Genomic DNA, 24,246 nt, shown 5'->3' with positions numbered 1-24,246 from the left:
ACGGCTGCTCTCCCACCTCTCTCGTTTTTGAGAGAATATATCTTGATCACACATATTGTACTATTTATATATGATACAGAAAGAGTACTAGCTATTTTTGGAGGGATATGAGAGTTATGCAGACAACGTCTCCCTCTCGTTTCGGCGCTATGACTGAAGAGAAGCGATGGCGTTCAGAACAGATTTACGATACGTCGACCGGAACGATCTCGCGGATTCGAGACTTTCAAACCTATTTGTTTTTCTATATTATCTTTAAAACATCTAAAAACATATATTTCGTGTAGCAGTATCGATCGATCAAGATCGACGCTGTCTCGGCCTCCTCGGCGTCGGTGCGGCGAACCGAGAAGTTTGACGAATCGTCGGACAAAAGATACATTTAACATTCTGAGTGTTGTCTTTGGACCATATCAATGGCTCAAACTTCGAAACCTGCCGTCCGTGTCGATGTCCGAAACATCGGTGGCATCGACAAGGCGTCGGTGACGCTTTCCGACGGTGTCTCGGTTTTAAGCGGGCGAAACGCAACGAATCGGACCTCCTTTCTACAGGCGCTGATGGCCGGACTCGGCAGCCGCCAAAGCTCGCTGAAGGGTGACGCAGAGGCGGGTGAGGTGACCCTCGAACTCGGCGGCGAGACGTACACGCGGAGCCTAGAACGCCGCGGTAGTTCCGTCGCCTTCGGCGGTGATCCCTACCTGGACGATCCGGAACTCGCCGACCTGTTCGCGTTCTTGCTGGAAGGCAACGAGGCGCGCCGGGCGGTAGCGCGCGGCGACGACCTCCACGATATCATCATGCGCCCGATCGACACGGACGCGATCGACGCCGAGATCCGTGAGTGCAAGCGCGAGCGCGACGGTCTGGAGTCCGAGATCGAACAACTCGACAGCCTCGAACGCGACCTGCCCGACCTCGAAGCAGACCGCCGCGCGAAAGTCGAAGAGCTGGAGGCGGCAGAAGAAGATCTCGCGTCGGTACGCGAAGAGCTCGACGACCTCGACACCGGGGTCGAAGAGAGTCGGACGCGGAAACAGGAGATGGAGGAGGCGTTCCAGCGGGTCCGCGACGCCCGGTCCGAGCTCGACGATCTCGAGTTCGACCTCGAAACCGAGCGCTCGACCCTCACGGAGCTGAAGTCGGAACGCGAGGAGCTTCGAGAGACGGTCGAGAAGGCCGAGGGTCCCGAAGGGAACGCGGACCGCCTCGCCGGGCGTATCGACGAGCTTCGGCGCCGGAAGCGCTCCCTCGACGACGACATCAGCGAGCTGGGAAGCGTTATCGGGTTCAACGAGGACATGGTGGACGGCTCGGGGATCGACATCGACATCGACGAAGAACCGATCAGCGACGACCCGACCGGCGCGCTGACCGCGGGCGACCAGACGGTCTGCTGGACCTGTGGATCCGAGGTCGAAGCCGAGCAGATCGAGGCCACCCTCGACCGGCTTCGGGAACTTCGGTCCGACAAGCTCGACGAGCGCAACGAGATCCGCGCGGAGATACAGGAACTCACCGACCGACAGTCATCGATCCGCGAGGCGCAACGCGAGATCGAGCGCGCCGAAGAGCGGCTCGACACGGTCGAGACCGAGATCGAGTCGACCGAGTCGCGGATCGCGGACCTCGAAGCGCGGATCGAGTCGAAACGAGACGAGATCGAGGAGCGGGAAGCGGAGGCCGAGTCGGTCGACGTCGACGGGTACGACGAGGCGCTGGAGCTTCACCGCGAGGCGAACGGGATCGAACTCCGGGTCGAGCGACTCGAAGGCGAGATCGACGAGATCGACGACGAGATCGACGAGCGGGAGACCGCGATCGAGCGCCGAGACGACCTGAAGGCCGAACGCGAGGAACTCGCCGACCGGCTGACGGAGCTGCGGACGCGCGTCGACCGCATCGAGGAGAACGCCGTCGAGGGGTTCAACGAGCACATGGAGACCGTCCTCGACATCTTGGAGTACGAGAACCTCGACCGAATTTGGATCGAACGCCGAGAGACGGAGGTCCGCGAAGGGCGCCGCAAGGTCACACGGACCCGGTTCGACCTGCACATCGTCCGCTCCTCGCCGGACGGGACCGCCTACGAGGACACGGTAGACCACCTCTCGGAGAGCGAGCGCGAGGTGACGGGACTCGTGTTCGCGCTCGCGGGGTACCTCGTCCACGACGTCCACGAGACGGTCCCGTTCGTCCTGCTCGATTCGCTCGAGGCCATCGACTCGGACCGAATCGCACGCGTCGTCGACTACTTCCGGACGCACGCCGACTACCTCATCGCCGCGCTCCTGCCGGAGGACGCTGCCGCGCTCTCCGGCGAGTACACCTACATCGAGAGCATCGACTGATCGATCGGTAGTCACACGCCGGACCTGCGGGTATCGCCCCCCGCTTCTCGTTCTGCAGGGGCGTTCGAGGGGCGTTCGGGGAGCGGTACACAATTACAAAGTTAGTTTTGTAATGCTTCTCGGTCGGACTGTCAGAGCAGCCGGTGGCCTTCGGTCGCTCTTGATGAACTCGATAGCGCCGCGGCCCAGGTCCATTCTGCACACTGCGTTTGATAAGACAGTCTTTTGGTAGTTGCGTTAAAATATACTATTCCTTCAATATCTTTCTGAGGGAGAGACGATCGCAAATCGCGGATGCTGTCGACACCGTCGGGCGATCGACGGAGCCGGTTCAGCCCGCTGGTCCTTCAAATTGGATTCCGCGGGTCGGTGCGGTGGATCACCCGGTCGGGACACCGATGATTTTGTCATGCTCGGGGCCCAAATCCGACTATGACCACCGAAACGAGCGGCACGAACACGAAGGTCGCACGCGTGATTCGGGAGTACGACCTCGACGACATGGGCGAGAGCTTGGAGGCCGCGTGGACCGGCGAGGCAGGTGAGCGGACGAGCCTGCGGGACCTCGCCGACGAGTTCAACGAAGCGGTGCTGGAGGCGGCCCTCCGCGGGGCGAGCGTCTCGTCGCTCAGCGTCGACGTTTCGACCACGTACGAGGCCCTCCGTGGCGATTCCGGGTCATCGGCGACGCGGGCGCGTCGCCGTCTCGAACGCGAGGGCGTCGACGTCGACGAGTTGACCGGCGACTTCGTCACCCACCAGGCGATCCACACGTACCTCACTCAGGAGCGCGAGGCGAGCCTCCCGGCGGCGAAAGACGACATCGCCGACCGAAAGGTCGAGACCATCGAGAAGCTTCAGGGACGGGTTTCGGCGGTCGCCGAGTCGGCCATCTCCTCGCTCGCGAACGCGGAGGAACTGGATCGGGGCGATTACGACGTGCTCGTCGACGTGCGTGCCGTTTGCCCGAACTGCGGGGCCGACGCGCCGGTGGGGGAGCTGATCCGACGCGGCGGCTGCGGCTGCGCGGAGGGAACTGAGGCGAACGGCGACGAGTGAGTTGCGAGTCGCGGCGAACCGTGGACGATCAGCGCCGGTTCGGAGTGGGTCACACCCCATAAATATCAGAACGCAATACAATACTGATTTTTGGTAACTTGACGGCATCTCGGCAGGCCTCCGGCTTGACGTTCTGAGCCGTTCGTGTCCGCTCCGTGAGAACTGGCTTGAGAGGGCCCGGTCGACCGCCTCGGAGTGCGTGGAATGGACGTGGATCGGCTCGCCTCGCAGTACAGGTGTTCGTCGAAATCAATGACCTGCGCGTCGTCGCTGCGGGCGCGTTCGGGCTCTATCCGGAGTGAGGATTCGCCCTCGCGTCCGTCGCCGCCGCGGTCCCCTCAGTCGCCGGCTCATCGTAACAGGCGCATGATCCGCGCCAGTAGTCCGTGGGACCCATCGGTTCGCGACTCGGGAGTCGTCTCTGTCCGTGGGTCCGCATCGTGTGCGGATCGAGCTGCGCGGTCGATCAATCCCTCGGGGTCGGTGACCGCCTCGCTCACGGAGACGTTCACCGTCGGAAGAGCCGCGAAGCGGTCCGTGTCTACCCGGATATCGGCGGCGACCAGCGCGACGTCGGCCGTCTCGATTTGGTCCGTCGTCAGGCCGTTCTCGGTCCCCATCGCCCCCTGCACCTCGACGTGGATCTCGTGGCCCGCGTCGGTCGCCGCGCGTTCGAGCGCCTCCGCGCCCATCTGGCTGTGGGCGATTCCCGTTGGACAGGCGGTAACGGCGACGATCTCCATGTTCTAGGTCTGCTCCGCGTGGTTACTTATGTCTTTTCGGACCCGGCATCCGCCTCGCCGACGAGTGCCGATCGGAGTGTCGTGACGACTGCCGACGCGTCGGGTGCATCTCGGAGGTGATCCCGGACCGCGGGATCGACGAGCGATCGGGAGATCTGCGAGAGGACCGTCAGGTGGGCATCGATCGCGTCCGCAGGCATTAGAAGGAGCACCACGAGTTCCACCGGCTCGCCATCTGGCGTCTCGTATCCGACGCCCGACAGTGAGCGACCGAAGACGACCGTCGGCGTCTCGACCGCGGCCGTCTTCGCGTGTGGCATGGCGATCCCGTTACCCATCGCGGTCGTTGCAGTCGCCTCACGGGCGAAGATCGACTCATGGGCCGCCTCGAGGTTGGTGACGCGTCCAGCGGCGACAGCGAGCGAGAGCAGTTCTTCAATACAGGCGGTCTTCTCGGTTGGGAGTTCGGAGAGTTGAACGAGACATTCGGTGATGACGGAGTCGGGGTCGAGCGGTAGTTCAGTCGTCATCGGTCACCGCCATGGATTGTGGGGCCGGCTGACGCACGACACTGGCGAGTGCGGTCACGACGACTCCGGCTGCCAGCGCTCCGAGGAAGTTTAAGGGCGCGTTCGTCAGTGGCACAACGAGAATCCCTCCGTGAGGAGCGGGTACAGAGACACCGAGATACATTGCCGCTGCGCCCGCAGTCGCGCCACCGAGAACACACGAGAGGTCGAGCCGACTCCCCTGGTCCGCGGTGTAGACAAGTGCACCCTCGGTCACGAACGAGAAACCGGATATAACCGCTGCTCGGGCCTGCTGACGGTCGATATCAGGGAACCGACTCGGTACGGCCAGGTGCGCGATGCCGAATCCGAGCGGGGGGACCATTCCGGCAATCATCACTGCGGCCATCGGTTGGAACAGCAGTTCCGGAAGGAGACCAACCGCGAAGACGTACGCCACCTTGTTGATCGGGCCACCGAGATCGGCGGCCATCATCGCCCCCAACACCGAGCCGAACGCGAGCAACGGTACGCCGGCCGCGTTCCGGACGAACGACTCGATCACGCTCGCACCGAGCGCGATGGGGACCCCAAGGACGAGAACGAACGGTGCGAGCAAGCCTGTGACCGCCACCGGAACGGCAAGTACCGAGACCAGCGGCCGAAATGCAGGCGGGAACTTCCGATTCGTCGCCCACCGCGCCGCGACCCCCGCGAGTAAGCCGACGACAAGTGCCCCGATGTACCCCGCCTGCGCGTCACCAGTGTTGATGCCCAGCAGGGTCCCAGTCGATCGGATCAGTCGGGCGTCGGTCACGAGTGCGGTGAGGACGAACCCCGGTGCCAGCCCGGGCCTATCGGCGACGCCGTAGGCGACGAATCCCCCGAGAATCGGCACCATCGCCCCGAGCGCTAGTGACCCGACAGTGACGAAATACCACGGGATCGTCCCCTCGTTGCCACCGATCGTCGTCGGGTCGCCGAGCGTGTACCCCAGTGCGAGGAAGATACCCCCGATCGTGACGAACGGGATCATGTAGGTGACACCGGTCAGCAGGTGCTCCCGCGTCGGTCGCAGCCACCCGTTCGATCCACCGACCTCACTTCTCATGCCAATCACCCATAGATTATCAGTATCGTTCAAAACCTTTTCTGAACCTGTGTGTTTGTGTGCGAACCGGTTCGTCTTCACCACTACACCGGGAGACGATGACAGTGCGAGGCGAGATCGACGACCGGCGTGAATAGGGGTCTGCTCAGCCCGATCGGACGTGCAGGTCGCGTGCCACCTCGTCCATCCCACTCAGGTCCGGAGCGGACGTGCCGGGGACGGTGACGGACCGGCCGGCAACGGCCGTCCCGTACTGGAGCGCCCGCTCGTCGGAGAAGCCACGCGTCAAGGCGTGGACGATGCCTGCGAGCATCGCGTCGCCCGCGCCGGCGGTGTCGACCACCTCAACCCCCACGGCCGGAACGTAGAACGTCTCGGCGGCCGTCGAGAGCACGGCACCGTCCGCCCCGAGCGAGGCGACGACGCGCTCGAAGCCGGTCTCCCGGAGCGCGTTCGCAGCTGCGATACAGTCCTCGACGGTGTCGGTTTCCATTCCGGTGGCCGTCGCCAGTTCCTGTTGGTTCGGCTTTGCGAGCGCACAGTCCACGCGGAGTCGCTCGAGCAGGTGTCCCCCCACGTCCACGGCGGTGTCCCAATCGCCCGCATCGGCGATACGGTCGATCGTCGCCGGGCCGACACCCGGTGGGAGGCTTCCGGCGACGACGACCACCTCGGGGTCGTACTCGCGGACTGTGTCGATCACCGCCTGGGTCGTCTGGCGGGTGACACCGTTGCCCGACTGGTTGATCTTGTACTCTTTGTCGTCGGTAAGAATCGTCGTGTTTAGCCGGGTACAGCCGGACATCTCGACGAAGTCGTGCGGTGTTTTCGTCCGCGAGAGCTGTCTGGCGACGTACTCGCCGAATAATCCACCGACGATGCCCGTGGCGACCGTCTCCGCACCCAGTCCGGTGAGGTACTTCGAGACATTGATCCCCTTGCCACCGGCATCGTAGCGGGCCACGTTCCCGCGATTGACACGCTCGGGATCTAACTCGCCGTCGACGTTGATTGTGTGATCGACGGCTGGGTTCAGGGTGACGGTCAGAATCATCTCTGAGTCAGTCGCTCTTGTGGTCCGTACTGACGCTCTCTCCGTCGTCTGATCCGACGCTCTCTCCGTCGTTCGTACTGACGCTGACGATGTCGACGCCCGCCGTCTCGAAGGCCTCACGCATCTCGCCCTCGACCACGGCGTCGGTGATGAGCAGATCGAGCGTTTCCAAGTCGGCGAATCGCACGAATGAGGTCCGCCCGAGCTTCGAGGCGTCGGCGACGACGACGACCCGCTGGGCGGTCGCACACATCAGTTCCTTCATGCGGGCCTCGTCCTCGTTCGGCGTCGTCAAACCGGCCTCGGGGTGGATCGCATTCGTCCCGAGGAACACCTGATCGAAGTTCTTCTTCTCCATGAACGCCTCACCGGTCGGCCCGACCAAGGCCTTCGTCTGCGGGCGGAGCGTGCCGCCCGTCAGCTTCACGTCGCGTTCGTCGTCCGCCAGTTCGAGTGCCAGTTCCGGGAAGTTCGTCGCAGCGATGAACTCCACATCCGGCGGGACCTCTCGGGCGACTTCCATCGTCGTCGTCCCCGCGTCGAAGAAGACGACCTGTCGTTCGTGAAACTCCTCGCTCGCGCGCGCCGCGATGGCTCGCTTCGCGTCGAGGTTCTGGACGCCACGCTGACTGTACGACTGCTCGCTGGCGACGGTCCGAACCGGGAGCGCCCCGCCGTGGGAGCGTTCGATCCGCCCCTCGTCTTCGAGATCGCTCAGATCACGTCTGATCGTCGCCTTCGAGACGTCGAGCATCTCCGAGAGCTCCGCCACCGAGCAACCGTCACGGTCGACGACAGTGTCCACAATCTTCCGTTTCCGTTCAGCAGGTAACATGCACTGACGTATCCACTACTGTAGGACACGGTTCGGGGGATTATCTGGTTTTCGCTCGCACACGTTCAGTTCAGTAGCACGGCGAACGAAAACGATAGTATCGCGCCGGTCCCAGCGACGATCGCCCCGCCGTAGACGCGGCCGAGCAACTGCCCGACGGCCACGGCGACGAGCAGGAGCCCGAAACCGAGCATGACCACATCGGTCCCGACTTCCCGCGTGGTCACGACGCGCATCGTCGATCAGTCCCCTTCCTCTGTCACGGTGACCGCGGCGTGATCTCCCGTCCGCTGGCTACGTTCCACGGCGTCGGGCGAGTACGTGAGACAGCTCCCGTCCTCGGCGAAGTAGTGGATCGAGTCACGGTCGAAGTCGAGGCTCACGCGGTCGTTCATCTCGACTGGAATGCCCGGTTCGACGGATGCTTTCAAGACCTGATCGCCGAGTGCGAGTTCGAGAACGGTCTTCTCGCCTTGCGGTTCGACGACGTTCACCGTCGCGGGGACGCCGTCCGGTCGGAGGGTGATGTCCTCCGGGCGGACGCCGAGCGTCACCCGCTCGTCCTCGTACCCCCGCAGGTCGGCCGCGTACTGCTCGGGGACGTGGTGTTCGATGGGGCCGACGTCGAGAACGAACGCTCCGTCGTCCCTCGACAGCTCACCCTCGAGGAAGTTCATCGACGGACTTCCGAGGAAGTCGGCAACGAACCGGTTCCGGGGGTTGTCGTAGACGACGGTCGGCGGACCGACCTGCTGGATTTGGCCGCCGTCCATGATGGCGATCCGGTCGCCGAGTGTCATCGCCTCCACCTGGTCGTGAGTGACGTACACCGTCGTCGTCGACAGTGCCTCGTGGAGCTTGTTCAGCTCCGCGCGCATCTGGATCCGGAGTTTTGCGTCCAGGTTCGACAGCGGTTCGTCCATCAGGAACACCTCCGGCTCCCGGACGATGGCCCGTCCGAGAGCGACGCGCTGCTGCTGGCCGCCGGACAGTTCTGCCGGACGACGATCAAGCAACTCGCCGATCTGGAGGAGGTCAGCCGCCTCGTCGACGCGCTCGCCGATCACGTCCTCGTCGATACCGTGCTGTTCGAGTCCGAACCGCATGTTCTCGCGGACGGACATGTGCGGGTACAGCGCATAGTTCTGGAACACCATGGCGATGTCCCGTTCGTAGGCGCGCTGGTCGTTGACGAGCTCGCGGCCGATCTCGATCTCTCCGTCGGTGGCGCGCTCGAGGCCAGCGATCAACCGGAGCGTCGTCGTCTTGCCACAGCCAGAGGGGCCCACGAGGACGGTGAACGACTCGTCGGGGATGTCGAGCGACACCCCGTCGACTGCCGTCACGTCGTCGAACTCCTTCACCAGGTTCCGGAGTGTCACTTCAGCCATCGATACCACCGCCGTCTGCATGTGTCGTGTGAATCATTCCTTGACTGCCCCCTGTGTGAGGCCGCTGACGATGTACTGCTGGAAGAACAGACCGAACAGGATGCCGGGGATCGCCGCGATCATCCCGCCGGCCGCGAGATGCGCCCAGTCCACGAAATCGTCTGCCACGAACAGCGACACTGCGATTGGCAGCGTCTGTGACTGCTCCGAGGAGGTGAGGACTAAGGCGAAAACGAACTCGTTCCACGAGAAGATGAACGCGAGGATGGCCGTCGCCGCGATCCCGGGTTTCGCCATCGGCAGGATCACCTTCACGAATCCCTCCCATGTAGAACAACCGTCGACCTGTGCCTGCTCGTCGAGCGAGCGGGGCACACCATCAAAGTAATTCTTCATGATCCAGACGCTAAACGGGAGGTTGAAGAACGTGTACGTCAGGATCAGAGCGATGCGCGTGTCGTAGAGACTTCCGGTGATTCCACCGATCAGCGGGGGCTGGCTCATAATCTCGAAGAACGGGACGATCAGCGCGATGGGCGGGATCATCCGTGCGGCGACAATCGAGAGCAGGAGCGCCTTGTTCCCGAGGAAGTTGTACCGCGAGAACGTATACCCCGAGAGCGTGCCGAGGGTCACACAGACGACAGTCGTGGTCGTGGCGACCACGAGGCTGTTGACCGTGTACAGCTCGAAGGGGCGGTCTTGGAAGATCTCTACGTAGTTGGCGGCCGTCACCTGCTGGGGAATAAAGTTCACCGGCAGGGACAGCACCTCGGCCGTCGGCTGGATGCTCGTGATGAAGATGTAGTAGATCGGGAACCACACCACGAACACGTACAGCGACAGGAGCGCGTACGCAACCAATCGCTCGCGGACGACGCTCGGCCACTCGTTATCAGTGTCGAAGGCGAGCAGACTGCGGACTCGTTCGACGGTGTTTGTGTCGGTACTCATGCGTATGGGGTGTCTCCAAAGGTCTTGTACAGGACTGCGACGACGCCGAACGTCACGGCAAGCATGACGACGCCGAGTGCCGCCCCCTCGCCGGGTTTACCGAATACCTGCGCGGTGCGGTAGAGCCACGATGCCCACACTTCCGTCTCCTTTCCAGGCCCGCCCTTCGTCATCACCCAGACGAGGTCCAGCGCTCGGATGTCGAAGATGATACGGATCGTCAGGGCGACCAAGATCGACGGCTTCAGGAACGGGTAGGTGACGTTCCAGAACCGGGAGAACCGACGTGCTCCGTCCACCTCGGCCGCGTCGTACAACTGTTCGGGGACGTTCTGAAGTCCCGCCAGCAGGATGATGATGATGAAGGGCGTGAACACCCACACGTCCGCGACGATCAGCGCGAACATCGCGGTCGTCCCGTCCGAGAAGAACGGGATGGGGTTTGCCAGCAGTCCGGACTGGGTCAGCACACCGTTGATCGCGCCGTACTGCGCTTGGAACATCCAGCGCCACATCAGTCCGCTCATCACGTACGGCAGGATCCACGGGACGATCACTGCCGTCCGGAACCAGCCGCGCCCTTCGAGGTCCTTGTCGAGCAGGAGCGCGATGCCCAATCCGAGCACGAAGGAGATCGTGACGCTAAACCCGACGTACACTAGCGTGTGGGTGGTGAACTGCACGAAATCCGGGGCGAAGACGCTGAGGACGCCGCCCTCCTCCGCGAACAGCAGTCGACGGAAGTTCCGGAACCCGACAAACTCCTTCTGCTGGGAGATCGGGTTAGTCCAGAACAGACTGCTCCAGAGCAGCTTGAGCGTCGGGTAGATGATGATGGCCGCGATCCACAGTACTGTCGGTCCCACCGTCAGGGGGACGAACAGGCTGTCGACGCGCCGCCGGAGTGTGTTCGTGTCCATGCGTCGACCGTCTCAGAGCAGTCCGATGTCTTCGTACAGGGAGACGATGTTATCGTTGGCAGCCTGCAGTGCCGCCTGCGGTTCCTTTTTGCCGAGTAGCGCCGGCGTGACCTGTTCGGAGATGTAGTCGTCGACCTGCGGCTGGGCGAGGTAGGTCTCGCTCATCGCGTTCTCCAAGTTGAACCGCATGTCTTCGAGGAGCCACGACGGGTACTCCGACTGCACCTCGCTGTCCTCGTACACTGACGGGACGACCGAGGGGTTCCCCTCGACGAGCATGTTCGTCTTGCTCGACTGCTGGGTCGTCATGAAGCGGGCGAACTCCTTTGCAGCGTTCTTACGCTTCGAGAACGCAGAGACGGAGATGCCGTTCGTGTCCTGGAACGTTGCCCGCGACTCGGGGCCCTTCGGGGGCTTTGCACTACCGAGACGGTCCTTGCTCCACCCATCGGCACCCATCGCGCGGGCCGCGAGCGGCGTCCACGACTCAACCGTGGCGAACTGGCCGCCGACGAACGCGTCGCCGACACCGCCCTCGCCCATCGACGAGATGCCGTCTGGCAGTGCCCCCTGCTCGCGGAGCCCACCGAAGAACTCCAGCACCTCCATGCCGGCGTCCTGAAAGGCCGGCTGGTTGCCGTCGAACAGCTGGCCGCCGGCCTGATAGAGGAACTGTTTGAACGTGAAAACGCTCTTATTCGCCCACGTGAAGCCGAAATTGTTCACGCCGTCGACGTTCATCGACAGAACGTCGTCCCACGTGTCCGGCGGTGATTCGACCTTCTGGGTGTCGTAGAGGAAGGTACCCCACTTGCCGAACTCCGGAGCCATGTACGCCTGCCCGTCGAACGTGACGAGGTCGACGAGGTTGTCCGGGAACTTGTTCAGGTGAGAGTCCGGGAGCCCGAGCGGGTCGAGCCAGCCCGAACTGACGAAGTCAGCGAGCCACCACGTCGGCCCGTTGAACACGTCGACCTTCGAAGACTGGTTGCGCCAGATGGTCGTTAGACTCGTCTTGAGGTTGTTCCACGGCACCTCGTTCACCTCCACGGTGATGCCGGTCTCCTCCTCGAACCGCTCGATGTTCTCCGCCGTCCCGGGGTCGTACTGGAGACTCCCGGCGTTGTAGAACACGATCTTGTCCGCCATCTCGTCGCTGCTCGCGCTCCCGCCGGTCGTCGTTCCGTCTCCTTCGGTCGTGTTAGTGGAGTCCGGCTGGTTGTCCGATCCGCCTGTACATCCCGCCAGTGCGGTCGCCCCGGCCGCGCCCGAACCGATCAGGAAGCGCCGCCTCGTCTGTGAGTTGTGTTCTGACATGAACAATCATACGTGATTCGACGGCCTACTTAAATCTTGCGCAAAAACAAACACATACAGTCAAAATCAATCACTACAATGAGCGTTAGTGTTTGTATCTCTCCGTTGCCCGATGCCGTTCGTGCATCTATGCCGGGCCGTTTGCCCGAATCGAGCAACGGGGGTCTCGCCTCCCAGACGTGCTGGCCTGTTTCGTCCCTTTCGTCGGTGTTTCAGTCGACTCAACGACTTTATGGTCATGTGCCCGGTGTCGAACGGGTCACTAACGTACCACGCGACGAACCGCTTGGCAACGTCCGCCGGATCGAACGCCTGTTGCTCGACGAGGCTCCGCGCGATGCACAGCGCCTGCTCGCGCTCGATGCAACAGCATTTCCGTGTGGCACCCGTTATATTCGTATGACGATAGAAACCGGCGATTCTGTTACGCTCGAGTACACCGGCCGACTTGACGACGAAACCGTGTTCGACACCTCCCGACAGTCCGTCGCTGAAGAGACGGGTCTCGCCGAGGCCCAACCCGACCGAGAGTACGCGCCGCTGACGGTCGACGTCGGTGACGAACAGGTCATCGAAGGGATGGAAGAGGGGCTGATCGGCTTGGCGGCCGGGGAGAGCGAAACCCTGACGATTCCGCCGGAGAAGGCCTACGGCGAGCCCAGCGACGAGAATGTTCAGGAGTTCGAAACCGACGAGCTCAGAGAGATGCTCGGCGGCCAGACGCCCGAAGAGGGCACGTACCTCGAGGCGCAGAACGGCAGCCAAGGCGAAGTCGTCCACGTCGACGAGGAGGTCGTCCGAGTGGACTTCAACCCGCGCCTCGCCGGCGAGACGCTGACGTTCGACGTCGAAATCGTCGACGTCAAGTAACCGACCCCAGCCTACTTCGCTCACCCGGACGGGTTCGCTCGTTGAGGGTGGGGCTTTGATGTGGGACTCGCCGTCAGTTGTCGCCGGGGAGGAAGGTCGTTCCTCACCCGTACCGGACGACCTTCGGGGTCGGCGTCCCCACCATTCAGGGGCCGGGCTACTGCGGCCCGTGATACCGGCGACTTGTGCGACGGTATCACTAACTGGTTCCACAACCTCTTCCGAAAAAAGCGTACCGAGTGGCGAGTCAGTCATCGTCAGCCACGTTGTTTGGTTCCCACCGTGTCGGCTTCCTCTCCGGCCTACTCGCGTCGCGCTTCTGACTGAGCGTCGGAAGCCCTCGCTCCTTGAGGCCGGAGGCTCCGCCTTGAAAGATGCTGAATCGTCTCGTTCAGGCGACGCTTCGCTCGGTGAGCGTCTCACCGCGCTCGAACCGGTCGCCCGAAAGCGGCGAGACGTCGAGGAGGTCCGTTTTTCCGTCGACGGCGAGATCGGCGGCGATCCGCCCGGAGGCGGGTGCGTGCTGGAATCCGTGTCCGGAGAAGCCGGCGACGGTCACGAGGCCGGGCACCGTCTCCTCGACGATCGGGTGGCGATCGGGTGTCACCGCGTACAGCCCGGCCCAGCCGCGTTTGATCCGGGTATCGGGCCCGAAGTAGTCGGTGTACTCCGCGGCGCTCTCGACCGCGCGCGCCGCCCACGAGATGTCCATCCGCTCGTCGTAGGCGTCGGGGTCCTGGTCGGGGTCGTCTCCGTCGAAGTGACCGCCGACAAGCGCGACTCCGTCCCGCTCGGGCCGGAAGTACGACCCCGTCTCGAGGTCGATCGTCAGCGGGACCGACTCGGGGACCGGCGGCGTCGGGTCGACCACGGCGATCTGCCGCCGTCGGGGCGCGATCGAGAGATCGACGCCGGCCATCGCGCCGATTTTCGCGGCCCACGCGCCCGCCGCGTTGACGACGCAGTCGACCTCGCGACGCTCGGGTTCCTCCCCGCCGACCGGTCGGAGGTCAGCGCCGACGACGCGGTCCCCCTCGCGATGGAGCTCTGTGACGGCCGTCTTCGTTCGGACGTCGACGCCCAGTTCGCGGGCGGCCTCGGCGTACCCTCGGACGGCGAGGTTCGGATCGGCGATCCCGTCGTCGGGGTTGTACGTCGCCGCGACGAACGGCTCCGGGTCGAGTCCCGGACAGCGTTCAGTCGCCTCCGTTGGGGTGAGCAGTTCGCTTTCCGCGCCGAGTACGCGTTGCATCTCGACGTTCTCGCGAAACTGCTCGGCGGCGTCTTCCGTCCGGGCGAGAAACAGGTAGCCGTTCTTTCGAAGCCCGATGTCCACGCCGAATCGGTCCTCGAAGGCGTTCCACACCTCCTTGCTGGCCAGCGAGAGTTCGACGTTCACACGCGTGGAGAACTGCGACCGGATCCCACCGACCGACCGAGCGGTGCTCTCGTTGCCGAGTGACCCCTTCTCGACGAGCGTCACACTCACGCCGCGGTCGGCCAACGAGTACGCCGTTGAAACCCCGACGATCCCCCCGCCGACGACGAGTGCGTCCATACCCCTCGATCGGCCGCCAGCGTATAAACGTACGACGGCGATGTGGGACGCTCTCGGGGGGGTTCGGTCGCTAATGAGGAACGGCAGCATCAAGCCCGGATCGCCCTCGCCGAGGGACGTGAGGTCCCACTCGACGAGCGCGCCGTCTGCTCGCGTCCGCTCGAGAGGTCGTTATGTGGGTCACCTCAGTTCGGGCAAAGTAGGCCGTCCGGCCTCAGTAATGCAACTGCGCTCGCCCGCCTCAACCCGCCGTTCCACCGGCCGCGTCTGCGCTACGTTTCAGCCGGATGATCAGGCTGATGAGAAACGAGCCGACCATGACTAAGAGCACGTTTACTGCCCCGTCGACGGCGGCTTGGGGCACTGCAACGACGACGGCGCTCTCGGTGATCGTTACCGCGCCAACGGAGAGCAGGACGGCGATTGTGTACGTGACGGTAACGTCGAGGACGGTACCGTGGGTCAGCCGACGAGCGCGAATCGCCTGCCCGAACGAAACACCGTAGACGGTGAACGCGACGGCTGCGAGTCCGAGGACCGCTCGCGCAACCCCTGCCGGACCGATCAAAACGACGACCGGAAATTGCACCACCGCAAGCAGCATGAACCCGGTTTCGATCCGGCGTGCGGTCGAGAGCGACACCAGTTCGCCTTCGTCGGAGGTCGTGGGCTGTGCGTAGTACAGTTCTCGCAGCGACAGCGCAAGGAAGATGACGAAGAACAGCTGTGCAAGCAGCCTGAACGCTCGAATCACCGTCCCAGCCTCCGGCGTAACCAGTTCAACGATCAGCAGCGCCGCGTAGACGCCGCCGACCGTCGTGGACAGTGCGACGTACCGCCACACGAGCGTGTCGTGCGTTTCGTGTCTCGCGTTCGCGAGCGCATACCACGTCGTCCCGAGACAGGCGACGAACACGAGCACCGCCGCGACGAACCGGGTGACTCCGGCCCCAGATGCACTCGGTGTCGTCCCGACGAGTCCCGGCACAGTACCGGCCATGCGTCGAGACAGAGAGACGGCAGTAACGGGGTCGCCGACGCCGACAGGGCCTGTGCCACTCATCTGTTGTCCGCCGCTGCCAGGTCGCGTTTGAGCGCCGCAGCAGAGGCATATCGTTCCATTTTGGCCGTTCTGAGGCACTTGGTGAGAGTCGTCGACAGTCGGTCAGGCACGTTGGGAGCGACCGCAGACGCGGGGCGAATCTCTCCGCCATCGCGGAGCGGTGCGCGCCCGGTCAGCAGCTGGTAGCCGATGACTCCGACCCCGTAGATATCACTTGCGGTGTCGACACCGCCGAACCGGTCGGGGGAGACGTGCTCCGGCGCGGCGTATCGACGCGGCACGTCTGCGTGGGGCTCGCTCGAGCCGAACAGGTTGTCGAGCTGCCAGTCGTCGACGCGGGGGTACTTCCACGCGTCGGCGTCTTCGACGGTCTCTGCCGACGCGACTGTGCCCGGATGAAGACCACCGTGTAACACGCCGGCGGCGTGTGCGTAGCTGAGCGCGTCGGCGATCTGATAGAGCACCCACCGCGCTTCCGGCGACGAGAGCGGTGTGTCCCGCTCCGTGAGCGACTCCGTGGTGCTTCGCTCGGTAACGAGCCACGGTGTCGGCTGGGTGCCGTGGTCGATGACGGAGACGACTGCGTCGTGATCGTCGATCCGGCACCATCGGTTAACGGCACTGTGAAACGCGTCGCGGTCGACGCCGTCGATCGCTTGTAAGCGCTGTCGGATCCCGGTGAACTCCCGACCGTCCACGGCGAACCGTACCACCGCGTGTAGTCGGCCCCCGATTTGCGTGTCCGGGGTGATCGGTTCGTACGCGGTCAGCGATCGGTCGAGGCGCGGCGGCTTCGCCGGTGAGTTGGTGGGTGGCCGGCCGAGAGAGGTCCCGTCCGACTCCTCGCTGGAGGCAGTGTCGGAGCCAGACCCCTTCTGCTCGGACCCGCCGCGTTCTTCATCCTCTTCGGTGCCGACCGTCTCGGTCCCGGGAGCCATTTCATCGCCCTCATCAGCGATCACGGTCCCATCGGATCCCGGCTCTGGCGGCCGGTAACCGGCAATCACGTTTCGTCCGACGAATCGGTCGATTATGTCCTCTTCGACCGCTCCGTCGAGTATCTCGGCGACAGCCTCCGGGTTGTGTTCGGCGACAACTGAGAGCGTTCGGAGGACATCCGATTGAGCGTCGGTGTTACGAAGCGCCCGTCGGAACCGCCCGGCACAGCGGTCGGCGAGCGACGGAGACTCCGCAGTTACAAACCGGATCGCCCAGGATGCCGCGCGCCGAACCTGGGGGTCGTCACGCTCTAACTGCGCGATCAGTCTTGCGGTCCGTGCAGAGTCAAACGACTCCGGATTAGTGAGCGCTGATGTGAGGAGTTCGTCCGGTGTCGGGTTAGGTCGGCTCATGTGATACGGACAGCACCAACGTCGCTGCGCACGCTCCGCATACGCGGCAACGACGCGACATCCGCCCCGCCGCGAACGGAGAGGGACCGGAGGTCCCTCAGGCGGTCGGGAAACGTCGTCTGATGGAAGGGTGTCTTCCGCGACGAAATGGCGAATCCCGATACCGCCTCAGTGGGGTAAGGCGGGGAGGCCGCCTCGGTCAACACCACTTGTCTGTAGAGCCTCTTAAAACTACGTTCGGGCGAAACCGCTCAACAGATCCGTGAAGGTGGCATAGAACCGCGCCGAATCGGTATCGCGTCGGCGGACCGACATCGCCAAATGGCCATCTCAGACAAACGAGGATCGGAATACAAATAGCCGAATAGCTGTAAGGGTAGATACCAGAATGACAGAAGCCAACGGTTCCGAGCAGGTCCCCAGTCAACCGGTTATTGTCCAAGAGGATACGCATCAAAACGAGATACCGGACAACATTGACTCTGACCTCTATTCGGCTGATAGCCCGACCAACTCGTTCCACGAATTCAGGATCGAGCCCGATGACGAGCTTGTGGAAGCACTTCGCGACAACGGCTACACGGTGGAGTTTAGAGAGCGATAACGTCTCTGAGACATCCTCCTCGCCGTAAGGAAATCACGCTAACAGCTTGCGTTCGGCCTCTCTGACGGGCGGACCCTCAGTGGTGGGATCCGTCGCATCAAGCGGATGAATATGAAATTAGCTAGTAATTATTGTTATATCACTCGATCTCCTAACACGGGTAATAAGACACTATGTCCGATGCCACCGGCGAACCACTGGCAGAGGGGATCGAGTTAGTCGCATCGGGTATCCCCGAGTTAGACAACCTACTCAACGGCGGGTACGTCAAGGGTAGAACCTATCTCGTACAGGGCGTTTCGGGGACGGGAAAGTCGCTTCTCGGACAGCACTTCCTGCGGACGGGACTCGACGTCGACGAGACGGTCGTCTACATCCACGGTGAGGAGTCTAAACACGATATTCTCGTCAACGCAGCACAGTTGGGTGTCGGTATCCGAGACGCCGACTTTCTCGACATCGGGCCGGGGACGGACTTCTTCGCCGAGGACAAGTCGTATAACTTGGTCGAGGCGACCGAGGTCGAATCCGAGCGGTTCACGAAGGACATCAAACAGGTGATCGAGGATGTCGACCCGGACCGGATTCTCATCGATCCGATCACACAACTGCAGTACGTGGAACAGGACCAGTACCAGTACCGCAAGCGGCTGCAGTCGCTCATCCGATTCCTCCGAGACCGGCAGGTGACAACTGTCGCCACGCGAACGCTCAACAGGGAGGGAACCGCCGAAACCAGGCACGACGACTTCGAATCGATTAGTGACGGCGTCATTAACCTGTATCTCGACGAGCACGAACGTCGGATCGCGGTCTCGAAACATCGCGGGCTCGGACAGGTCGACGGCACCCACGGTCTCGAGATCCGCAAGGACGGGATCGAGGTCTACGCGCAAATCATTCCGGAACACGACAACCGAACGTTCGATCCGGAACTCATCCCGACCGGATACGACGCCCTCGACGACCTCCTCGGTGGCGGGCTCGAGCGCGGAACCGTCTCGTTTATCAGCGGTCCGACCGGCATCGGCAAGTCGACCACCGGTGCGCAGATACTCTCGGGCATCGCCGAACACGGTGGCACCGCACTTGGATACCTGTTCGAGGAGTCTATCGATCAGTTCGTTCACCGGTCCGAAGCCCTCGGACTCCCGATTACCGAAATGCAGGCCCAGGGGTCGCTACAGCTCACAGAGACCGAACCTCTCGTGCGTTCGGCCGAGGAATTCGGCCAGCACGTGCTTAACCAAGCCGAAGAGTATGCGCCGGACGCGGTGTTCATCGACGGCTTATCGGGCTACAAAATCTCACTTCAGGGCGGCGATCAGCGGCTCGCTCGCCGCCTCCACGGTCTCACCCGAGTGCTCAAGAATCGCGGTATCGCAGTCATTGTCACTGACGAGGCGGACCGCCTTACCGGTATCCAGAAAGCCACCAGTACGAACACGAGCTACATCGCGGACAACATCGTGTTTCTCTCGTACGTCGAAGTCGACGGCGAACTCGATCGGGCGATCGGCATCGTTAAAAAGCGGCTCGGGGATTTCGACAACCGGTTCCACCGGTTCTCCATCGTCTCCGGCGAGGGACTGGTTATCGAGGGACCGTTCGACAACGTTCGGGGGATCATGCGGGGGACTTCGGCATCTCGCACCCATGACGGGCACACCCAGACGACAGATCGGCCATGACAGACCGATCAGACAGCCAGGACGGGTGGCGACACACGATACAGCTCCTGGTTCACGGGGACAGCGATCGGAAAGCCCTCGAAGAGTTTCTCGGCAGCCGGTACGACGTCACCGACGGCGAGACGCTCCGACCCGTCGATTGTTACCTCATCGGTGAGCAGATGCTGCCGGTGTATCGCGACGCGTTGCGAGAGCGCAAAAAAACGGCCCACCCGACCTTCACACCCGTACTGCTGATTCAACAAGGCGGGTCGAGGGGAACGGTCCCGTTGCCATCCGAGCAGAACGGTGACGGGCCGCCGCTTATCGACGAAGTGATGTCAGCACCCGTCGACCGGCTGACCTTGTTTCGTCGGGTCGGGAACTTACTGGCCCGACGCGAACAGTCGGTCGAGTTATCCGACCGCTACGAGGATATCCAAACACGGTTTCAACGGCTATTTAATTCGACGAACGACGCGCTCTTCGTCGTCGCTCCCGCGACTGATGAGATCGTCGAGTGTAATCCGGCGGCGAGTGACCTCTTGGGATACACGCGCGATGAATTGCTGTCTATCTCTCTCATTGACACGGTCCACGCCGACGATCGCGAGAGGTTTGAGGCCTTCCTACGGGACGTACAGGACGACGGCGAGGGCTCGATCGACGACCTTACTTGTCAGACAACTGATGAAGAAAACCGGCAGTTAGAGGTGTCGGCTGCGACGCTCGAGGATTCGACGCAGTCGCCGATCGTCCTCTCCGCCCGGGACGTGACCGAGCGGAAAGCGTACGAACGAGAGATCAAGGTGAAATCGAGGGCGATGGACGAAGCGCCCGTCGGGATCTCGATTTCCGACCCCGACCAAGAGGACAACCCGATGATCTACGTGAACGACGGGTTCGAAGCGATAACGGGATACTCAGAGTCGGAATCGGTCGGCCGCAACTGTCGGTTTCTCCAAGGGGAGGCGACGCGAGAGGAACCCGTTGCCGAAATGCGGAACGCGATAGATGAGGCCGAGCCCGTGACCATGGAACTCCGGAACTATCGGAAGGACGGCAGCCAGTTTTGGAATCGCGTCACCATCGCGCCGGTGACGGACGACGCCGGAACCGTCACGAGCTACGTTGGGTTCCAAGAAGATGTCTCCGAGCGCAAAGAGCGCGAGCAGGACTTACAGCTGTTCAGGAAAGCCGTCGAGAACGCGGGACACGCGGCCTTCATTACCGATAGGGAGGGGACGATCGAGTACGTGAATCCGGTGTTCGAGGACCGGACCGGCTACACGCGGGCGGAAGCCGTCGGTCGAACGCCGGACATCCTCAACTCCGGCAAACAGGACGACGAGTTCTACGACCGGATGTGGCGAACGATTTTGGCGGGTAAGCAGTGGAAGGCTCGACTCATCAACCGACGGAAGAACGGAGAGCTGTATCACGTCGATCAGATGATCTCACCGATAACGAACGACGTCGGTGATATCACGCACTTCGTCGCGATCGAATCCGACGTGACGAACCGGCGGCTGCGCGAACAACAGCTCAAGGTCCTCAATCGCGTGTTGCGCCACAACCTCCGGAACGGAACGAACGTCATCGAAGGCAACGCGGCGATGCTTCGGGATGCAGTTGACGACGGCGAGCTCCAAACACGGGCAGAAGCGATCGAAGAACGGACGGCGGCATTGTCGCATTTGAGTGAGCAGGCCGCGACTGTAAGCTCACTGTTCGACAGTGAAACACCGACGGATTCCATCTACGACGTAACGCCGCTCGTGTCCGAAGTCGTCGACACCGTCTCGGACATGTATCCCGACGCCACACTCACGATCGACAGAGAGGGTCCCGTCTACGCTCGAGTTGACAGTCGACTGAAAACGGCGCTATCGGAACTGATACAAAACGCGATCATCCACAACGACCGGCCCACCCCAAAGGTGACGGTTACCACAGGGCCATCGATCGGGGAGAGAACCGGAGAGTGGATCGAAATTGTGGTCGCAGACAACGGACCGGGAGTCCCCGAACACGAACAGCAAACGATCGACTCGGGCGATGAAACCCCGCTGCAACACGGGACTGGCCTCGGACTGTGGATCGTCTACTGGACCGTCTCACTGTTCGGGGGAGAGGTATCGATCGAAGAGAACTCTCCGCGCGGGACGCGGGTCGTACTGAACATCCCCCGAGCGTCCGTCCTCTCACATCAACTCACGCCAATTAACGAGGGTTGACATCCTCCCCGCCCTGAACAGTAGTCGCCGAACCCCTCAACACAGCGCATATCGAAGGTGCTGATCGTCGAACTCGGCGCATTCCATTTTTATACTCCTTTATCGAGTGTATGTACGTAGATCGTCGTTCACACGAGATCGATGGCTGAAACGAACTGATTCGGCAACTACTGTGAACGGCGAGAGAAATGTCAACTCCTCGTCACCCTCAACCGTCGGCCACCACGGTCAAACTCATCAATTCCCAACGGCCCAGTTTCTCGTCTACAATCCGAATGGACGGCGCTTACAAAAAACCAGCACTCACACGTTGGGTGGTATGCGTTTTCGATGGAGCTTTGACGACGTCAAACCGCACCAAAATCCCTGGCATCAGTCTCGTCGCGTCGCGTCTGAACCGCTTAGGACGAACGGTGGCAATTTGCACTGAATTGGATGACAAATTCTTCTGCGACCAAAGCGTAGACGGTCATCTCTCTGCCTTTGGAGGAGTACCACGTGTCGACAGCCTCGATGAGGCCAGCCTCGGCGAGACGAGTGAGGTGATACTGGGCATTCTGAATGGAGGTGCCGACTGCGTCGGCGACCTCCGAGGCAGTTCTTGGCCTCTCACTAAGGACGTCCAAGAGCTTCTGGGCAGTGTCAGACGACAGTGTCTGGAGGACTCGGGAGGGCTCGTCATCACCAATAACAATCTCTGTTCGGTCGCGGGGCGTGTGATCGACGGGAGGCTGGAGTGGAAAAGCGCTTGCCATGGTATTAGTGAATCTCGTTTCGTTTTGTTTGTTCGGCTCACTCCGAACAAACGAATCAAACAATTTAATAGTTACGAAGTTTTTCAGAATCATATGATTCACCGGGGCACCCAACAAGACAGCGACCACCAACAGTACTCATGAGTAGCGACGAGATGACGGACGCCCGCGAGCGGGTCATCGAATCGATGGAACAGTCAGCCGAAGTCTACGGATTGAGCCGGAGCGCCGGCCGCATCTATGGGGTTCTGTACTTCGCAGATGAGCCGCTCTCAATTCCTGAACTCGTAGACACGACCGGCTACGCGAAATCGACGGTCAGTAACGTCACGCGAACGCTGACACGGATCGGACTCATCCATCGACGATCCTCAGACGGAGGGGGACGGCGAGTACAGTTTAACGCCGAACGCGAGGTCTGGTTCATCGTTCAGGACGTGTTCCAACAGTACATCCACCGCGAGATGCAGGCGACGCTCCGCACAATCCAGCGCGCCGAAGATCAGCTCTCCGATGAAGACGATCAGCACGACGAAGAACGCATCCGTGAGCTGCGAGAGACGTATGAGGATCTCAGAGAAATTGTTCAACTCGCCTCCGAGTTCTCCGCGGCGGAGTTGCGTGAGGCGCTCGAAACGCACGAACAGGAGTAGCGGACGCTCCCTAGACTCACCAGTGAATCACCAGTGAACTGTGTACGTACACGCGTCGTCACCCTCGCGGCGGCAGCTATCCCCGGTTTCTTCGATGAACACGAACGAATCGACGGGTGCGTACTGCTTGGCGACGCCCCGAATCAACCCGCGGTCGAACGAGCAGGGATAGGGATTGTGACACGTGACCTCACCGACCCGGTCGCCCGTCTGGTTGAATCGGTAGAATCCGATGTCGCCGCCGCGGTGATTGCGCTGGTAGGCGTCGTCGATCGAACGGAGGGCATTGGGGACGGTGTCAATATCGGCTGGCCACGCCGCGATCGACGGGAGTTGCTCGCCGAGGCGATCGAGGACGTGGGGCTCTAAGTCATCGGTAATCGTCTCGAAGGCGTTCAACCACGCCTGCTGTCGATACCACTCATCGGGATCGGGATCGACGATATCTTCCTCGGCAAGCGCGCTGTTCGCCCGATCCCGGTATTCTTCGGAAAACCGCCCCATGGCCGTCTCGACGACCTGTAGAACCGTCTGACCCTTGATTTCGACGTCCTGATCGAATGCCTCGTACGGGACCATTGTCCCAATTGTCTTTACCGCGAGCAATAAAACTGACAGATTCCGATACCGGGACCAGTTACCTTCCGAGACGAGTATCATGGAATAGATCAACCGGGCCCAGTTTCAGTTCGGAAGAGTGTCGATCGGTGCTCACTCTGTCGAGTTAGTTTGAGTGCGTGTCCCTGGTTGCTCGGAGGGTGATAGGGATGAAAAGGGAACGTCTCGAATTATAATATCTCCATCTCCTACTGGTGTGAGAACGATAGCGACTGCTCTTGTTCCGGTTTTTATGCGCTGTGAGGGAGTCGAGTCATTCCATTGGACGAACAGTCGATACGTTCCAGCTTTTTCAAAGCGATTTAGCTCGACGACTTCCCCACCGTCAAGGTCGTATGTTTCCCAGAAGATTGGCTCTCCAGCAGCCTCAAACAGCACGTTGACCGATTGGCGGCTCTCAGTTCCGTTCCGAATAAGAACGTACCGAAGGTCCGTGCTCCGGAATTGCTCGCTGACCTCTGACCCGACAGTCCAGCAGATTATCCCAGTACCGGCTCCTATAGTGCCGATGAGAAGATCACGGCGTGTTGGCATCTACGGTAGCTATTTCGAGAGCAGGCAAACCTCTTCTGGTGGTTGTCTTAGCACCGATCGAACCGTCATGGTGAGCACAGATACTGTA

The 24,246-nt window shown here is 61.9% G+C and carries 23 protein-coding genes; 7 read left to right on the top strand and 16 right to left on the bottom strand.

What is annotated here, in order from left to right; all coding sequences use genetic code 11:
* Positions 1–416 precede the first annotated feature (416 nt).
* Complete coding sequence (locus ACNS88_RS13630; protein WP_435098742.1) at positions 417–2,351, top strand: archaea-specific SMC-related protein; 1,935 nt, start codon at positions 417–419, stop codon at positions 2,349–2,351.
* Between the two features lie 432 nt (positions 2,352–2,783).
* Complete coding sequence (rdfA, locus tag ACNS88_RS13625; RefSeq protein ID WP_435098739.1) at positions 2,784–3,410, top strand: rod-determining factor RdfA; 627 nt, start codon at positions 2,784–2,786, stop codon at positions 3,408–3,410.
* 350 nt (positions 3,411–3,760) lie between these two features.
* Here rdfA and ACNS88_RS13620 read toward each other — a convergent pair whose 3' ends face one another.
* The 11 genes from ACNS88_RS13620 to ACNS88_RS13570 all read right to left on the bottom strand — a co-directional run bounded on the left by ACNS88_RS13620 (position 3,761) and on the right by ACNS88_RS13570 (position 12,763).
* Entirely contained in the window at positions 3,761–4,153 is a 393-nt protein-coding gene (locus ACNS88_RS13620) for a PTS fructose transporter subunit IIB (protein WP_435098736.1), read from the bottom strand.
* Positions 4,154–4,179: 26 nt separating this feature from the next.
* Positions 4,180–4,683: a PTS sugar transporter subunit IIA gene (locus tag ACNS88_RS13615; RefSeq protein WP_435098733.1), complete on the bottom strand. Its 504-nt coding sequence runs from the start codon at positions 4,681–4,683 to the stop codon at positions 4,180–4,182.
* Entirely contained in the window at positions 4,673–5,773 is a 1,101-nt protein-coding gene (locus ACNS88_RS13610) for a PTS fructose transporter subunit IIC (protein WP_435098730.1), read from the bottom strand. The genes ACNS88_RS13615 and ACNS88_RS13610 overlap by 11 nt, the downstream gene beginning before the upstream one ends.
* A 145-nt stretch (positions 5,774–5,918) precedes the next feature.
* Positions 5,919–6,827 carry a 1-phosphofructokinase gene (gene pfkB, locus ACNS88_RS13605; RefSeq protein ID WP_435098727.1) on the bottom strand — a complete coding sequence of 303 codons (909 nt, stop codon included), beginning with the start codon at positions 6,825–6,827 and terminating at the stop codon, positions 5,919–5,921.
* A 7-nt stretch (positions 6,828–6,834) separates the two neighbouring features.
* On the bottom strand, positions 6,835–7,662 hold the full coding sequence (gene glpR, locus ACNS88_RS13600) for an HTH-type transcriptional regulator GlpR (protein WP_435098724.1): 828 nt from the start codon (positions 7,660–7,662) through the stop codon (positions 6,835–6,837).
* A 65-nt stretch (positions 7,663–7,727) separates the two neighbouring features.
* The gene (locus ACNS88_RS13595; RefSeq protein ID WP_435098721.1) at positions 7,728–7,898 is read right to left on the bottom strand and encodes a hypothetical protein; all 171 of its coding nucleotides are present in this window, start codon (positions 7,896–7,898) and stop codon (positions 7,728–7,730) included.
* Positions 7,899–7,904: 6 nt separating this feature from the next.
* Positions 7,905–9,053, bottom strand: a complete 1,149-nt coding sequence (locus tag ACNS88_RS13590; RefSeq protein ID WP_435098718.1) for an ABC transporter ATP-binding protein — start codon at positions 9,051–9,053, stop codon at positions 7,905–7,907.
* A gap of 33 nt (positions 9,054–9,086) precedes the next feature.
* Entirely contained in the window at positions 9,087–10,007 is a 921-nt protein-coding gene (locus ACNS88_RS13585; RefSeq protein WP_435098715.1) for a carbohydrate ABC transporter permease, read from the bottom strand.
* Positions 10,004–10,927 carry a carbohydrate ABC transporter permease gene (locus ACNS88_RS13580; RefSeq protein ID WP_435098712.1) on the bottom strand — a complete coding sequence of 308 codons (924 nt, stop codon included), beginning with the start codon at positions 10,925–10,927 and terminating at the stop codon, positions 10,004–10,006. The genes ACNS88_RS13585 and ACNS88_RS13580 overlap by 4 nt, the downstream gene beginning before the upstream one ends.
* A 12-nt stretch (positions 10,928–10,939) precedes the next feature.
* Entirely contained in the window at positions 10,940–12,244 is a 1,305-nt protein-coding gene (locus ACNS88_RS13575) for a sugar ABC transporter substrate-binding protein (RefSeq protein ID WP_435098709.1), read from the bottom strand.
* 66 nt (positions 12,245–12,310) lie between these two features.
* Positions 12,311–12,763 (bottom strand): ADP-ribosylglycohydrolase family protein, encoded by a 453-nt coding sequence (locus ACNS88_RS13570; RefSeq protein ID WP_435098706.1) that lies wholly within the window; start codon positions 12,761–12,763, stop codon positions 12,311–12,313.
* Between ACNS88_RS13570 and ACNS88_RS13565 the strand changes: the two genes are divergently transcribed.
* On the top strand, positions 12,644–13,114 hold the full coding sequence (locus ACNS88_RS13565) for an FKBP-type peptidyl-prolyl cis-trans isomerase (protein WP_435098704.1): 471 nt from the start codon (positions 12,644–12,646) through the stop codon (positions 13,112–13,114). The two genes, ACNS88_RS13570 and ACNS88_RS13565, sit on opposite strands and share 120 nt — an antisense overlap.
* Positions 13,115–13,505: 391 nt before the next feature.
* Here ACNS88_RS13565 and ACNS88_RS13560 read toward each other — a convergent pair whose 3' ends face one another.
* The 3 genes from ACNS88_RS13560 to ACNS88_RS13550 all read right to left on the bottom strand — a co-directional run bounded on the left by ACNS88_RS13560 (position 13,506) and on the right by ACNS88_RS13550 (position 17,087).
* On the bottom strand, positions 13,506–14,672 hold the full coding sequence (locus ACNS88_RS13560) for an NAD(P)/FAD-dependent oxidoreductase (protein ID WP_435098701.1): 1,167 nt from the start codon (positions 14,670–14,672) through the stop codon (positions 13,506–13,508).
* A 241-nt stretch (positions 14,673–14,913) separates the two neighbouring features.
* Positions 14,914–15,735 carry a hypothetical protein gene (locus ACNS88_RS13555; protein ID WP_435098698.1) on the bottom strand — a complete coding sequence of 274 codons (822 nt, stop codon included), beginning with the start codon at positions 15,733–15,735 and terminating at the stop codon, positions 14,914–14,916.
* Complete coding sequence (locus ACNS88_RS13550; RefSeq protein WP_435098695.1) at positions 15,732–17,087, bottom strand: serine/threonine protein kinase; 1,356 nt, start codon at positions 17,085–17,087, stop codon at positions 15,732–15,734. The genes ACNS88_RS13555 and ACNS88_RS13550 overlap by 4 nt, the downstream gene beginning before the upstream one ends.
* A gap of 388 nt (positions 17,088–17,475) precedes the next feature.
* Between ACNS88_RS13550 and ACNS88_RS13545 the strand changes: the two genes are divergently transcribed.
* The 3 genes from ACNS88_RS13545 (at position 17,476) to ACNS88_RS13535 (ending at position 21,598) form a co-directional block, all read left to right on the top strand.
* Positions 17,476–17,691 carry a hypothetical protein gene (locus ACNS88_RS13545; RefSeq protein ID WP_435098692.1) on the top strand — a complete coding sequence of 72 codons (216 nt, stop codon included), beginning with the start codon at positions 17,476–17,478 and terminating at the stop codon, positions 17,689–17,691.
* 173 nt (positions 17,692–17,864) lie between these two features.
* Positions 17,865–19,382, top strand: a complete 1,518-nt coding sequence (locus ACNS88_RS13540) for an ATPase domain-containing protein (protein WP_435098689.1) — start codon at positions 17,865–17,867, stop codon at positions 19,380–19,382.
* Positions 19,379–21,598, top strand: coding sequence for a PAS domain S-box protein (locus tag ACNS88_RS13535; protein WP_435098686.1), 2,220 nt, complete (start codon positions 19,379–19,381; stop codon positions 21,596–21,598). The genes ACNS88_RS13540 and ACNS88_RS13535 overlap by 4 nt, the downstream gene beginning before the upstream one ends.
* Positions 21,599–21,999: 401 nt before the next feature.
* On the opposite strand, the gene ACNS88_RS13530 is transcribed toward ACNS88_RS13535, so the two are convergent.
* Complete coding sequence (locus ACNS88_RS13530; protein WP_435098683.1) at positions 22,000–22,353, bottom strand: ArsR/SmtB family transcription factor; 354 nt, start codon at positions 22,351–22,353, stop codon at positions 22,000–22,002.
* 140 nt (positions 22,354–22,493) lie between these two features.
* Here ACNS88_RS13530 and ACNS88_RS13525 point away from each other — a divergent pair, with 140 nt between their 5' ends.
* Positions 22,494–23,006 carry a GbsR/MarR family transcriptional regulator gene (locus ACNS88_RS13525; RefSeq protein ID WP_435098680.1) on the top strand — a complete coding sequence of 171 codons (513 nt, stop codon included), beginning with the start codon at positions 22,494–22,496 and terminating at the stop codon, positions 23,004–23,006.
* A 27-nt stretch (positions 23,007–23,033) separates the two neighbouring features.
* Here the strand turns inward: ACNS88_RS13525 and ACNS88_RS13520 are convergent, their stop codons facing one another.
* The gene (locus ACNS88_RS13520; RefSeq protein WP_435098678.1) at positions 23,034–23,585 is read right to left on the bottom strand and encodes a hypothetical protein; all 552 of its coding nucleotides are present in this window, start codon (positions 23,583–23,585) and stop codon (positions 23,034–23,036) included.
* Positions 23,586–24,246 lie beyond the last annotated feature (661 nt).

Origin of the sequence: Halorubrum shenae, assembly GCF_051194165.1 — an archaeon.
Taxonomy (GTDB): domain Archaea; phylum Halobacteriota; class Halobacteria; order Halobacteriales; family Haloferacaceae; genus Halorubrum.
The sequence above is the reverse complement of the archived record's forward strand: the minus strand, read 5'-3'. Positions and strand labels throughout refer to the sequence as shown.